Origin of the sequence: Microbacterium luticocti DSM 19459, assembly GCF_000422405.1 — a bacterium.
GTDB classification, from domain to species: Bacteria; Actinomycetota; Actinomycetes; order Actinomycetales; family Microbacteriaceae; genus Microbacterium; species Microbacterium luticocti.
In genome coordinates this window covers 383,240-396,522 of the sequence record NZ_AULS01000001.1, presented here as the reverse complement: position 1 = coordinate 396,522, position 13,283 = coordinate 383,240, and the positions used below count along the sequence as shown (strand labels likewise).

General features: G+C 68.1%; 11 protein-coding genes. 9 read left to right on the top strand and 2 right to left on the bottom strand.

The window, feature by feature from the left end; all coding sequences use genetic code 11:
• Positions 1-160: 160 nt before the first annotated feature.
• Both H577_RS0101980 and H577_RS0101975 read right to left on the bottom strand, forming a co-directional pair.
• A complete protein-coding gene (locus H577_RS0101980; RefSeq protein ID WP_036283278.1) occupies positions 161-1,147 on the bottom strand; it encodes a type IV toxin-antitoxin system AbiEi family antitoxin domain-containing protein in 987 nt (328 codons plus the stop codon).
• A 278-nt stretch (positions 1,148-1,425) separates the two neighbouring features.
• Complete coding sequence (locus H577_RS0101975; protein WP_029144527.1) at positions 1,426-2,232, bottom strand: CPBP family intramembrane glutamic endopeptidase; 807 nt, start codon at positions 2,230-2,232, stop codon at positions 1,426-1,428.
• Positions 2,233-2,416: 184 nt separating this feature from the next.
• Between H577_RS0101975 and H577_RS0101970 the strand changes: the two genes are divergently transcribed.
• The 9 genes from H577_RS0101970 (at position 2,417) to H577_RS0101930 (ending at position 13,240) form a co-directional block, all read left to right on the top strand.
• On the top strand, positions 2,417-4,051 hold the full coding sequence (locus tag H577_RS0101970; RefSeq protein ID WP_029144526.1) for a peptide ABC transporter substrate-binding protein: 1,635 nt from the start codon (positions 2,417-2,419) through the stop codon (positions 4,049-4,051).
• Positions 4,052-4,224: 173 nt separating this feature from the next.
• Positions 4,225-5,154, top strand: coding sequence for an ABC transporter permease (locus H577_RS0101965; protein WP_029144525.1), 930 nt, complete (start codon positions 4,225-4,227; stop codon positions 5,152-5,154).
• Positions 5,144-6,088, top strand: coding sequence for an ABC transporter permease (locus H577_RS0101960; protein ID WP_029144524.1), 945 nt, complete (start codon positions 5,144-5,146; stop codon positions 6,086-6,088). Before H577_RS0101965 ends, H577_RS0101960 begins: the two co-directional genes overlap by 11 nt.
• Positions 6,085-7,755: a dipeptide ABC transporter ATP-binding protein gene (locus tag H577_RS0101955; protein ID WP_029144523.1), complete on the top strand. Its 1,671-nt coding sequence runs from the start codon at positions 6,085-6,087 to the stop codon at positions 7,753-7,755. The genes H577_RS0101960 and H577_RS0101955 overlap by 4 nt, the downstream gene beginning before the upstream one ends.
• Complete coding sequence (locus H577_RS14755) at positions 7,755-8,336, top strand: PH domain-containing protein (protein WP_051191608.1); 582 nt, start codon at positions 7,755-7,757, stop codon at positions 8,334-8,336. Before H577_RS0101955 ends, H577_RS14755 begins: the two co-directional genes overlap by 1 nt.
• Positions 8,333-8,962, top strand: coding sequence for a hypothetical protein (locus tag H577_RS0101945; RefSeq protein WP_156876523.1), 630 nt, complete (start codon positions 8,333-8,335; stop codon positions 8,960-8,962). The genes H577_RS14755 and H577_RS0101945 overlap by 4 nt, the downstream gene beginning before the upstream one ends.
• Before the next feature lie 253 nt (positions 8,963-9,215).
• On the top strand, positions 9,216-10,196 hold the full coding sequence (locus H577_RS0101940; protein WP_029144521.1) for an ABC transporter permease: 981 nt from the start codon (positions 9,216-9,218) through the stop codon (positions 10,194-10,196).
• A 1-nt stretch (position 10,197) separates the two neighbouring features.
• Positions 10,198-11,136, top strand: coding sequence for an ABC transporter permease (locus H577_RS0101935; protein ID WP_245570309.1), 939 nt, complete (start codon positions 10,198-10,200; stop codon positions 11,134-11,136).
• On the top strand, positions 11,129-13,240 hold the full coding sequence (locus H577_RS0101930) for an ABC transporter ATP-binding protein (protein WP_029144519.1): 2,112 nt from the start codon (positions 11,129-11,131) through the stop codon (positions 13,238-13,240). Before H577_RS0101935 ends, H577_RS0101930 begins: the two co-directional genes overlap by 8 nt.
• Positions 13,241-13,283: the final 43 nt, after the last annotated feature.

Below are 13,283 nucleotides of genomic sequence, written 5' to 3'. Positions count from 1 at the left end.
GCTTCTGACGGACGAGAGTGCGGGGACTACCCGCTTCTTCGTCCGTCAGAAGCACTCTCGTCGACAAGTGACTCTCGTCGACAAGCGCGGATGTCGCGCCGGGCGGCGGGGGAAGCCGGGCGGCGGGGGAAGGCGTGGGAGGGGTCGGCCGGGAGGTGGTTCAGCGGTGCGGCGCGGCGGACGACGTCCTCGGCGTGAGGGCGCGGCGCAGTGAGACGAGCTGTGCGGTGTCCTCGGGCGCGACCTGGGGCAGCCCGACACCGGTGAGGATGCCACGCAACGGTGCGACATCGGTCGCCTCACGCCATCCCCAGTGGGCGACGGCCCGAAAGCGTGTGCGCAGTCTGCTGTCGCGCTCTGACTGCAGGTGCAGGATGGCGCGGGGATCGCCGAATCGACCGTCGTACTTCAGGTCGCCGTCCGCTTCGCCACAGAGTGCGTAGGTCCGCCACAGGAAGTCACATCGATCCTCGACTCCGTGCGTACGAAAAGTCACCTGCAATTCGGGCATAGGGAAGCCGAGCCATTCGACGCACGCTCGGCTGACCGACTCCAGTGCTGTCTCAGCGAGTGCGGTTGCCCGAGCCAGTGGCCAACGCGCGATGTTCCGGCCACGGCTGCTCAACCGTCTCTCGTTGAGGCGAATGAGGTCGTCACGGTCGAGTACCGGGTCGACGCGCAGCGCAGCATCCGCCACGGCGAGCCCGAACGCATTGTGGCGGTGCCGGGCGATGTCGACCGCCGTGTCGATGGGTGCAGTGAGGTTGATGCCCGCATCGCGCACGATGGTGCGCTCCGGCGCGGACCGGTGCGTGCGAACCCCGGCAAGCTGGCGCGATGTGCCTGTCGGCGGGAGGAGCACATGGACGGTGACAGGGTCTCCCATCACCGGAAGGCCGAGCAGCACCGCGGCCGACTCAAGGCAGAACACCGCATCCGGATGGATCAGGGCCACGGCATGTACCCGTGCCAGGTAGCGGTCCCAGTGCGCCAGTGCACTCCATTCGCTCGCAAGGGCGAACACCCCGCGACGGACCCGCACCACTTCTCCCCGAGCGATGGCCCGCTCGGCATGCGGCATCTCGGACCAGCGGACCAGTGCGATGGGCGAGGTGCGTATGGCGATCATGGCGTCGAGGATCAGCATCCCTCCAGCCTGCTCAAAGCGCCGATCGACGTGGGCGCCGGGTGCCGCAACTGTGGATAACTCACGCGTCCCGTCGTCCTGCCGCCCCATGTGGAGGCCGAGGCCGTCGCGAGGTCCGCCGCCCGCCGACATCCAGTGAATCCCCGGCGAGAGTGCATCTGCCGGACGAAAGAGCAGGCAATACCCGAACCCTCGTCCGTCAGAAGCACTCTCGCGGGATTGCCGAGGGCGGGATCGGGGCGCGCTCGGGATCGGGCGAGGGCGAGATCGGGCCCGGGTCAGCTCGCGGTGGGCGAGGGGGTGGGCGTGCCCGCAGGCGCGGGGGCGAACACGCCGGGCCACCAGGCCGCCGCCAGCGGGTATCCGACGAACGAGACCACGTCGAGGATGGTGTGTGCGACCACCAGCGGCATCACCCGGCCCCACCGGCGGTAGCACCAGCCGAACACGACCCCCATCACGAAGTTGCCGACGATCGGGCCGATGCCCTGGTACGCGTGGTACGCACCGCGCAGCATCGCCGACGCGAGGATGATCGTCCACCCGTTCCACCCCGCCTGGCGCAGCCGCGCGAACAGGTAGCCGATCATGATCACCTCCTCCTGCAGCCCGGCGCGCACCGCCGAGAGCACCAGCAGGGGGATCGTCCACCAGTCCGGGTCGAGGGGGGATGCCGCGACCTGCACCGTGATGCCCAGCACACGCCCGAGGGCGTACAGGCCCAGGCCCGGGATGCCGATGATCAGGGCGATCGCCGCCCCCGCACCCAGATCCCGCAGCGGCCGGGTCAGATCCAGCCCGATCCGCCGGAACGGGCCGGAGGTGGCATCCCACAGCAGGTACAGCACCAGGCCTACCAGGGCCAGTGAGAACGCGATGTCCAGCAACTGGTAGACGATGTCCCAGACGGGTTCGGGCGACTGCGTCGGGTTCAGCTGGGTCTGCTGCGCGCCCAGCGGCACGGGTGCCAGCAGCCGGCGCACCAGCTGCAGCACCGAATACACGGCCGACTGACCGAGGGTGCAGGCCAGCACCAGCCCGACCTCCCACCACAACCGGGCACGGGGCAGGGGAGCGCGGGTCACGGCGGAAGGGGCCACCCGACAGATTGTCACATGCGCGGCCGCTCCGATAAAAGGTGTGTAACGTTTTCGGCCTGCGTTTGGAGCAGAGCCGTCAACGTGCCTAGGGTGAACGCATCGCCGCGAGGGTGCGGTGCGCCGCATGCGCACCCGATCGCGCGGTCAAATCCCTTTCACTGGAGGACACGTGAAGCGTACGAAGCTCGCCCTCGCGTCTCTCGCTCTGCTGACTGTGGGCGCCATCGCCCTCAGCGGTTGCGCGGGCGGCGGCGGCAACTCGGGCGACAACGGCAAGACGAACGCCGGAGGCGACTCCACGGCGATCATCACCGCCAATGGCTCCGAGCCGGAGAACCCGCTCATCCCGACCAACACCAACGAGGTCGGCGGCGGCAAGATCCTGGACTCGATCTTCGCGGGCCTGGCGTACTACGACGCCAAGGGCAAGCTCGTCAACGACATGGCCGAATCGATCACGGTCGACGACCCGTCGAACGTGACCATCAAGCTGAAGAAGGGCGAGAAGTTCACCAACGGTCAGGAACTGACCGCCGACAGCTTCATCAAGGCCTGGCAGTACGGCGCGAAGTTCTCGAACAAGCAGCTGAACCAGTCGTGGTTCGCCGACATCGACGGCTTCAGCGACACGAAGGACTCGGAGCTGACCGGTCTGAAGAAGGTCGACGACTACACCTTCACGGTGAAGCTGAACAGCCCGGTCGCGGCCGACTGGTCGCAGCGCCTGGGCTACTCGGCCTTCTACCCGCTGCCCGACGTCGCGTTCGACGACATGAAGTCGTTCGGTGAGCACCCGATCGGCAACGGCCCGTACAAGCTCGCCAGCGACACCGCCTGGCAGCACGACGTGCAGATCGACCTGGTCAAGAACGACCAGTACACCGGTGGCCGTCAGGCCCACAACGGTGGCCTGACCATCAAGTTCTACGCCTCGCAGGACGCGGCCTACGCCGACCTGCAGTCGAACGACCTCGACGTGCTGGACGCGATCCCGGCCTCGGCCTTCGCGACCTTCGAGTCGACCCTGGGCGACCGTGCGGTCAACCAGCCGGCGGCGATCTTCCAGTCGTTCACCATCCCGGGCAACGCCGAGCACTTCACCGGCAAGGAAGGTCAGCTGCGCAAGGAAGCGATCTCGATGGCGATCAACCGTGAGCAGATCACGGACAAGATCTTCAACAAGACGCGCACCCCTGCCAGCGACTTCACCTCGCCGGTCATCAACGGCTGGTCGGACTCGATCCCCGGCTCCGAGGTGCTCAAGTACGACCCCGAGAAGGCCAAGGACCTCTGGGCCCAGGCTGACGCCATCTCCAAGTGGAGCGGCACCTTCCAGATCGCGTACAACGCCGACGGCGGCCACAAGGAGTGGGTCGACGCGGTGAGCAACTCGATCAAGAACACGCTGGGCATCGACGCGTCGGGCAAGTCGTACGTCGACTTCGCCACGCTGCGCCAGGACGTCAACGACCGCAAGATCAAGACGGCGTTCCGCACCGGTTGGCAGGCCGACTACCCCGGCATGTACAACTTCCTGCAGCCGCTGTACTCGACCGGCGCCAGCTCGAACGACAGCGACTACTCGAACAAGGACTTCGACGCGTTGCTCGCGCAGGGTGCGGCCCAGCCCGACCCGGCCAAGGCCATCGAAGACTACCAGAAGGCGCAGGAGATCCTGTTCCAGGACCTGCCCGCCATTCCGCTGTGGTACTCGAACGTGACCGGTGGCTACGCCGAGAACGTGAAGAACGTCACCTTCGGCTGGAACTCGGTTCCGCTGTACTACGAGATCACCAAGGGCTGACCGCCCGAGGGATCCACACCGCGAGGCGGTGACGATCACGTCACCGCCTCGCGGCGTGCCATCCTCGACTCGCGGTCGGCGGGATTTCGCGGGAGGATGTCGGCAGCACACGATGCTCGCCGTCGTTGCCCGCGGCACGGCCCGAGGCATCCCTGTACCCGAAGGGAGGGCGCATGCTCGCGTACATCGTGAGACGCCTGTTGCAGCTGATTCCGGTGTTCATCGGAGCGACGCTGCTCATCTATTTCCTGGTGTTCGCCATGCCCGGCGACCCCATCGCCGCGCTGTTCGGCGACAAGCAGCCCAGTGACGCGCTGCTGAACGAACTGCGCGCCCAGTACCACCTCGACGACCCGTTCATCGTGCAGTACTGGTACTACATCACCGGCATCTTCCGCGGTGACATGGGCACGACCTTCTCGGGCCAGTCGGTCAACGAAGTGCTGGCCCGCACGCTGCCGGTCACCGCGCGACTGGCGGTCATGTCGATCGCCATCGAGTTCACGCTGTCGATCATCGTCGGCACCGTCTCGGCACTGCGCAAGGGCAAGCTGTTCGACAACGCGGCCCTCATCGCCGGCCTCATCTTCCTGTCGATCCCGGTGTTCGTGCTCGGCTTCGTCGCCCAGTACTTCCTGGCCATCAAGCTCGGGTGGTTCAAACCCACGGTGGGTGCCGACAACGGCTGGAACGGATTGTGGCTACCTGCGATCGTGCTCGGCGTGAGCCTGTTCGCCACGAGTATGCGGCTGATGCGCGGCTCGGTCATCGACACGCTGAACCAGGACTGGGTGCGCACCGCCTACTCCAAGGGGCTGCCCCGCGGACGCGTGCTGCCCGTGCACGTGCTGCGCAACTCGCTGATCCCGATGATCACGAACTCGGCCACGAACTTCGGCGTGCTGCTGGTGGGGGCGACCGTCACCGAGGCGGTGTTCAACATCCCCGGGGTGGGCAACACGCTGTTCCAGGCCACCATCCGTCACGAGGGGCCGACGATCGTCTCGTTCGTGACCGTGTTCGTCATCCTCTACGTACTCGTGAACCTGCTCGTCGACCTGCTGTACGGGCTGCTGGACCCGAGGATCCGCTATGTCAAGTGATTCCACCGCGACGCACTACGTCGCCCCCGCCGACACCACGACCATCACCGTCGACGCGGTCAAGGTGGCGGCAAAACCGTCCAACCTGTGGCGTGACGCCTGGCACGACATCCGCAAGCGTCCGACGTTCTGGATCTCGCTGCTGATCGTGTTCGTGGTCGCGCTGATGTCGTTCTGGCCGACGCTGTTCACGCACACCTCGCCCGACCACGGCTGCCTGCTCGACAACTCCAATGCGGGCCCGGCCCCCGGGCATCCCCTCGGTTTCACGTTCCAGGGCTGCGACATCTACGCACGCATCGTGTGGGGCACCCGCGTGTCGGTGTCGGTGGGGCTGCTGGCCACCCTGATCGGATCGGTGATCGGTCTGATCATGGGCGCGTTGGCGGGCTTCTACGGCGGATGGCTCGACTCCGTGCTCTCGCGCGTGGGCGACATCTTCTTCTCGATCCCCTACATCCTGGCCGCCGTGGTCGTGATGACCGTGTTCGCCGAGTACCGCAACGTGCTGACCCTGTCGGTCGCGATCGGTGGGTTCGCGTGGGCATCCACGGCACGCGTCGTGCGCGCCGAAGTGCTGCGGGTGCGCCAGTCCGACTTCGTGACCGCATCGCGTGCGCTGGGCAAGTCGAAGGTGGGCACGCTCGTCTCGCACGTGATCCCGAACGCGATCGCCCCGCTGCTGGTGGTGTCGACGCTGAGCCTGGCCGCGGCGATCGTCGCCGAGGCCACCCTGGCGTTCCTGGGCGTCGGCCTCGGCGACGAGGTCATCTCGTGGGGCACCGAGATCAGCGCCGCGCAGACCTCCATCCGGGTCGCGCCGATGTCGCTGATCTACCCGTCGATCTTCCTGACCGTCACGGTGCTGGCGTTCATCATGCTGGGCGAGCTGATCCGCGACGCCCTCGACCCGAGAGCGAGGGCTCAGCGATGAGCGAGACCGTGCAGACGCCGCTGCTGAGCATCCGCGACCTGCGGGTGGCGTTCCGCAGCCAGGGCACCGAGCGCGAGGTGCTCCACGGAGTGAGCCTGGAGATCTACCCCGGCGAGACGCTCGCGATCGTGGGGGAGTCCGGATCGGGCAAGTCCACGACCGCCTCGGCGATCGTGAACCTGCTGCCGGGCACCGGTCACGTCACCGCCGGCAGCATCACCCTCGACGGCCGCGAGCTGACCACGCTCGGGCGCAGCGAGATGGAGCGGGTGCGCGGCCGCGAGATCGGCTACGTGCCGCAGGACCCGATGTCGAACCTCAACCCGGTGTGGTCGATCGGCTTCCAGGTCAAAGAGGCGGTGCGCGCCAACGGCATCGCCCACGGTCGGCACGCGATCAAGCAGCGCACGATCGAGGTGCTCAAGCAGGCGGGCCTGGCCGACGCCGAGCGCCGGCTGCACCAGTACCCGCACCAGTTCTCGGGCGGCATGCGCCAGCGCGCGCTGATCGGCATCGGTCTGGCCGCCGACCCGAAGCTGCTGATCGCCGACGAGCCCACCAGTGCGCTCGATGTCACGGTGCAGCGGGTGATCCTCGACCACATGGCGAGCCTGACCCGCGAGAAGGGCACCTCGGTGCTGCTGATCACCCACGACCTGGGCCTGGCGGCCGAGCGCGCCGAGAAGATCGTGGTCATGCAGCAGGGCGTCATCGTCGAGGCCGGTCCCAGCCGCGAGATCCTCGAGAACCCGATGCATCCGTACACGCAGCGTCTGGTGGCCGCCGCGCCGAGCATCGCCTCGCAGCGCATCCAGGCCCGTGCCGAGCGCCGCGGCATCGAGCACCTCGAGGATGTCAACGACGTCCCCGCGGTGCGCGTGCGCGACCTCACCAAGGACTACAAGATCCGTACCGGTGGGTTCGGTTCGGTGCCGTTCCGTGCGGTGGATGCGGTGACCTTCGACATCCCGAAGGGCAAGACGCTCGCGCTGGTGGGCGAGTCCGGTTCGGGCAAGTCGACGGTCGCGAAGATGGTGCTCAAGATCGAGGATCCCACCTCGGGTGCCATCGAGATCGGCGGAAAGGACATCGCGCGGCTCTCGAACCGTGACGTGTTCGGTCTGCGTCGGCGCATGCAGCCGGTGTTCCAGGACCCGTACGGATCGCTCGACCCGCTGCGCAACATCGGCAACACCATCGCCGAGCCGCTCGAGATCCACAACGTCGGCGACCGTGCGTCGCGGCGCGACCGGGTGCGCGAGCTGCTCGAGCAGGTGTCGCTGCCGCAGGAGCTGGCCGGACGTTACCCGAACGAGCTGTCGGGCGGGCAGCGCCAGCGCGTCGCCATCGCGCGGGCGCTCGCGCTCAAACCCGACATCGTGGTGCTCGACGAAGCGGTGTCGGCGCTGGACGTGCTGGTGCAGGATCAGATCCTGACCCTGCTGGCCGAGCTGCAGAACGAGCTCGATCTCACCTACCTGTTCATCACGCACGACCTCGCCGTGGTGCGCGTGGTCGCCGACGAGGTGTGCGTGATGGAGAAGGGACGCGTGGTCGAGCAGGGGACGGTCGACGAGATCTTCGCCAACCCGTCCGAGGAGTACACGCAGCGTCTGCTCGATGCGATCCCCGGCGCGTCCATCCCACTGGGCGGTGGGGCGCGCTGATGGCCCGTGATCCGGGGCGGCACGTGTTCCGCCCCGGGTCCGCCATCCCGATCCTGGGCATCTCGGCGCTGGTGGTGCTGTACCTGCTCGGGGACGCGGTCGTACGGGCGGGCCTGGGCGACGCGTTGCTGCTGGCGCCGTGGCCGCTGCTGGCGCTGTGGGGCGTGTACGTGTCGGCGTTCGCCTCGCACCTGGCGATCGACGACGACGGCGTGACCGTGCAGAACCTGCTGCGGGTGGTGCGGATGCCGTGGGCCGAGGTCACCGACATCCAGTGGCCGTGGCAGGTCGAGGTCACCACCGCGTCGGGTGCGCGGGTGCGCGCCCTCGGCGGCCCGTTGCAGGGTCGTGGCGGCAGGCGTCCGGGAACACGCGACCAGACCCCGGAAGGGGTGCGGGCACAGTACGACGCGATCGTGCGCGCGTTCGACTCCGCACGCGATCGGGTCGATCCGGGGGCGGATGCCACGGCATCGGGCCGCCGCGTGGGCTCCGGCTGGGACGTGCCGGCGCTGGTGGCACTGGCGGTGCTCGTGGTCTGGGCCGTCGTCGCCCTCGTCGTCACCGGGGGACCGGCATGACGCCGCGCCCCTCGCACGAACGGCCGCTCGTGCTGCGTGCCCTCTCGTCGCAGATCGCGTTCTGGGCACTGGTGGGCATCGCGGTGATCTTCGTCGGTGACGCGGCGCTGCGCGGGCGCATAGTGTTGGCGCTGCGCGCCGGCGCGATTCTGCTGTTCGTGCTGTGGTGCGCATGGGTGTTCCTGGTGCGGATGAGCATCCGGCTCGACGCCGAGGCCGTCACCGCGCACAACCTGCTGCGCTGGGTGCGCGTGCCCTGGGGGCGGGTCGCCGACGTCGAGCGCCGGGCACAGCTGCGCATCGTGCTCGACGACGGGCACGCGGTGGAGTGTTGGGGGAGCCCGTTCGCCCCTCGTGCGGGTGCGCGCAGCACGCACGGCGACACGGATGTCACACCGCCGACGCCTGCGAAGCAGATCACCGCGACCGACACGCCGGGCCGGCAGCCCACAGGTGCCGGCGTGCGGCGCACGCCTGGGGTCGACGGCGCACTGCAAGCGGTCCGCGGCGCCTGGCAGGACGCACCGGTGCGAGAGCCGGGCGCGGTGAGGCGGGGATGGGACGTTCCGGCGGTGCTGATCGGCGTCGTCTGTGCGGTCTGCGCGCTGCTGGCCGTGGTGCTGTGAGCAGGTTGCACTGCTAACACCCCGATAAAGAATTCATGTGAAAGCGAGGGAAACGCCAGAAGTCCATTAGAGTGGACGCCGGCACCCCCGCGGGGCCGGCGCCGAACACCAATCGGCATCGACATCGTCGTCGATCACAAGTCGGCGCTCGACGAGCAAGGAAACCGTTCACGACCGTGACCAAAGAAGACACCGTCCGCCTCGGGGGCCCAGGCTGCCCGATCGGCGCTGAGCAGGATGCGGGGTGGCGCCCGTGACGCTGTACATCGTCCGCCGGATCATCAACTACCTGATCCTGACCGCCGTGGCCTCATCGCTGGCGTATGTGCTGGCCAGCACCGGTCTGAACCCGGTGTGGCAGTTCGAGAACCGGCATCCACGCCCGCCGCAGTCATCCATCGACCAGCTGCTGGACGCCTGGGGGGTGAACCCGAAGGTCCCGCTCATCGAGCGCACCTGGACGTGGTTCACGAACATCTTCCACGGCGACCTCGGCCTGACCGTCGGCAACCACCCGGTCACCGAGCAGCTCGCCGTGCGCGCCGGAGTGAGCCTGCAGCTGCTGCTGGTGGGGTCGATCCTCGGCGCCGTGCTCGGCGTGGTGCTGGGCGTGTGGGGCGCGGTGCGGCAGTACAAGCTCAGCGACCAGATCGTCACGGTCGCCTCGTACATCGTGTTCGCGACGCCGGTGTTCGTCATGGGCATCCTGCTGATGATCCTCGCCACCTACCTCAACCAGGCGCTCGGGTTCCAGCTCATCAACTTCAGCGGACAGTACTCGGCCAACGCGCCCGACGACTTCTGGGGGGCGTTCGGCGACCGGATATCGCACGCCGCGCTCCCCACCCTGGTGCTGGCGATCGCCGGGGCGGCCTCGTACAGCCGCTACCAGCGCAACGCCATGCTCGATGTGCTCGGCGCCGACTACATCCGCACCGCACGCTCGAAGGGCCGCACCCGCGGGTCAGCACTGGTGCGACACGGCGTGCGCATCGCGCTCATCCCGATGTCGACGTTCTTCGCCTACAGCTTCGGTCTGCTCGTCACCGGCTCGACGATGCTGGAGGTCGTGTTCAGCTGGCACGGCATGGGCGAGCTGGCCATCCAGTCCATCCAGCAGCAGGACATCAATGCGGTCGCCGGCTCGACGCTGTTCGTGGCCATCCTGATCCTGTGTTCGTCGACGTTGTCCGAAGTGCTCTATGCGGCCCTGGACCCGAGAGTGAGGCGCTGACATGGCAATGCCCGACATGGAACTGCTCAGTCAGTCCGACCTTCCCCCCACCGAGCCCGAGCCGGTCACCGCGACGCTCGCGGTCAAGCCCGCCTCGCGCGGCCGCGTCATCTGGCGCCGCCTGCAGCACACGCCGCGCTTCTGGATCGGCGGCAGCGTCGTGGCGTTCTTCATCCTGTGGGCCATCTTCGGCCACTTCCTGACGGCGTGGTCGCCCACCGACCAGGACGTCGACAACATGAACTACCCGCCGACGATCCTGCACTGGTTCGGCACCGACATCCTCGGCCACGACCTGTATGCGCAGATCGTCTCGGGTCTGCAGAAGTCCCTCATCATCGGCCTGGTCGCCGGCCCCGCCGCGACGATCATCGCGGGTGTGCTCGGGTCGATCGCCGGCTACGTCGGCGGCTGGGGTGACAAGGTCATCGCCTGGTTCATCGACCTGCTGTTGGTGCTGCCGGCCTTCTTCATCCTGATCCTGCTGTACCCGTTCACGCACGGCAGCTGGGTGGTGATGATGGTCTTCCTCGCCGTGACCGGCTGGATGATCATGGCGCAGGTGATCCGCAACCAGACCCGATCCCTGCGCGAACGCGAGTTCGTCAAGGGCGCCCGCTACATGGGCTTCGGCACCTGGTCGGTGGTGCGCCGCCACATCATCCCGAACGTCGCCTCGCTGCTGATCATCGACGCGACGCTCGGCATCGCCGCGATGATCCTCGCCGAGACGAGCCTGAGCTTCTTCGGGTTCGGCGTGCAGCCGCCGGCGGTGTCGCTGGGCACCCTGATCGCGAACGGGCAGTCGGCCGCCACCACGCGGCCGTGGCTGTTCCTGTTCCCGGCCGGCACGCTGATCCTGCTGCTTCTGGCCATCAGCCTCGTCGGCGACGCGCTGCGGGATGCCATCGACCCGACGTCGGGAGTGAACCGTGCCTGAGACCCTCATCCAGCCGCAGCCGGACGCCGCGCCCGTGCGCGCGAAGGCGCCCCTGCTCGAAGTGCGCAACCTCTCGGTCACCTTCCCGCAGCGGTCCGGTGACGTACGCGCGGTACGCGACATCAGCTACACCATCGACGAGGGCGAGTTCCTCGGCATCGTCGGCGAGTCGGGTTCGGGCAAGTCCGTCTCATCGCTGGCGGTGATGGGCCTGCTGCCCGACACCGCCGTGGTCACCGGAGAGATCCTCTACAACGGCACGTCGCTGCTGGCGATGGACGACCGGCAGCTCTCGCGCATCCGCGGCAGCGAGATCGCGATGGTCTTCCAGGACCCGCTGTCGGCACTGACCCCGGTCTACACGGTGGGCGACCAGATCAGTGAGGCGTTGCGCCTGCACGACCACCGCCTCAGCAAGCAGGCGGCGGCCGCGCGTTCGGTCGAACTGCTCAAGATCGTCGGCATCCCCGACCCGTCACGGCGCGCCCTGGCGTTCCCGCACGAGTACTCCGGCGGCATGCGGCAGCGGGCCATGATCGCGATGGCGATCGCCAACGACCCGCGCCTGATCATCGCCGACGAGCCCACCACCGCACTGGACGTGACCATCCAGGCGCAGATCCTCGAGGTGCTGCAGAAGGCCAAGGAGCTCACCGGCGCCGCCGTCTCGCTCATCACCCACGACCTGGGTGTGGTGGCCGGTCAGGCCGACCGGGTCGCCGTGATGTACGCCGGCAAGCTCGTCGAGAACGGCACCGTCGACCAGGTGTTCACCGAACCGGTGATGCCCTACACGATCGGTCTGCTGCGCTCGGTGCCGAACATCCGCACCGCCGGCACCGCCCGGCTGGTGCCGCTCGAGGGCCGTCCTCCGTCGCTGGCCAACCTGCCCAAGGGCTGCCCGTTCGCGGCGCGCTGCCCCGCCGCCATCGACGTGTGCCGCACCGAAGAGCCGGCGCTGGTCGAGCACGGCGGCCCCGACGGCCACCTGTCGGCGTGTCACCGGTCGGGCGAGATCATCGCGGGAGAACTCACCCGCCCTGAGATCTTCCCGCGCCCGGCGGCCCTGACCGCCCGTCAGATGCCGGCCGACGCCGCCCCCGTGCTGGTCGTGCAGGACCTCGTCAAGCACTTCCCGCTGATGAAGGGCGGCGTGTTCCGCCGCCAGGTGGGCACGGTGCGTGCGGTGGACGGCGTGTCGTTCGAGCTCAAGCCCGGCCGCACCCTCGCTATCGTGGGGGAGTCCGGATGCGGCAAGACGACCACCATCCTGGAGCTGATGGAGCTGATCAAGCCGCAGTCGGGATCGATCCAGGTGGTCGGGCACGATGTGGCGACGCTCAGCAAGCACTCCCGCCGTGCGCTGCGCAGCGAGATCCAGATCGTGTTCCAGGACCCGGCCGCCGCCGTCGACCCGCGCCTGCCGATCGCCGATGTCGTCGGCGAGCCGCTGCTGGCCCAGGGCGTACCGCGTGACAAGCGCAACGAGCGCGTCGCCGAGCTGCTGGACCTTGTCGGGCTGGACCCATCGATGCTCGACCGCTACCCGCACGAGTTCTCGGGCGGTCAGCGCCAGCGCATCGGCATCGCCCGGGGGCTGGCCACCGATCCGAAGATCCTCGTGCTCGACGAGCCGGTGTCGGCGCTGGACGTGTCGATCCAGGCAGGTGTGATCAACCTGCTGCAGGATCTGCGTGACAAGCTCGGTCTGTCGCTCATCTTCGTCGCCCACGACCTCGCGGTGGTCCGCCAGATCGCCGACGACGTCGCGGTGATGTACCTGGGCAGGATCGTGGAGTACGGCGAGATCGGCCAGGTGTTCGACACGCCCAAACACCCGTACACGCAGGCGTTGATGTCGGCGGCACCGATCCCCGACCCGGCGATCGAGCGCACCCGCGAGCGGGTGCTGCTGCAGGGCGACCTGCCCAGCCCCGCCGAGCGGATCGACGGATGCCGGTTCCGCACCCGGTGTCCGTTGTACAAGATCCTGGACGAACCGCAGCGTGCGCTGTGCGATGCGCAGGATCCCGAACTCACCGATCATGACGGCGACCTGGTGGCATGTCACCACGTCGACCGCAACACCCTGGTCGTCGGCTGACGATCACAGGACCCCGTCGATACGGCGGGACACACAGAAGAAG

Coding starts and splice junctions, on each gene's coding strand:
- H577_RS0101980 (WP_036283278.1), bottom strand. CDS start 1,147: ATGCTGATCCTCGACGCCATGATCGCCATACGCACCTCGCCCATCGCA.
- H577_RS0101965 (WP_029144525.1), top strand. CDS start 4,225: ATGCTCGCGTACATCGTGAGACGCCTGTTGCAGCTGATTCCGGTGTTC.
- H577_RS0101960 (WP_029144524.1), top strand. CDS start 5,144: ATGTCAAGTGATTCCACCGCGACGCACTACGTCGCCCCCGCCGACACC.
- H577_RS0101955 (WP_029144523.1), top strand. CDS start 6,085: ATGAGCGAGACCGTGCAGACGCCGCTGCTGAGCATCCGCGACCTGCGG.
- H577_RS14755 (WP_051191608.1), top strand. CDS start 7,755: ATGGCCCGTGATCCGGGGCGGCACGTGTTCCGCCCCGGGTCCGCCATC.
- H577_RS0101945 (WP_156876523.1), top strand. CDS start 8,333: ATGACGCCGCGCCCCTCGCACGAACGGCCGCTCGTGCTGCGTGCCCTC.
- H577_RS0101935 (WP_245570309.1), top strand. CDS start 10,198: ATGGCAATGCCCGACATGGAACTGCTCAGTCAGTCCGACCTTCCCCCC.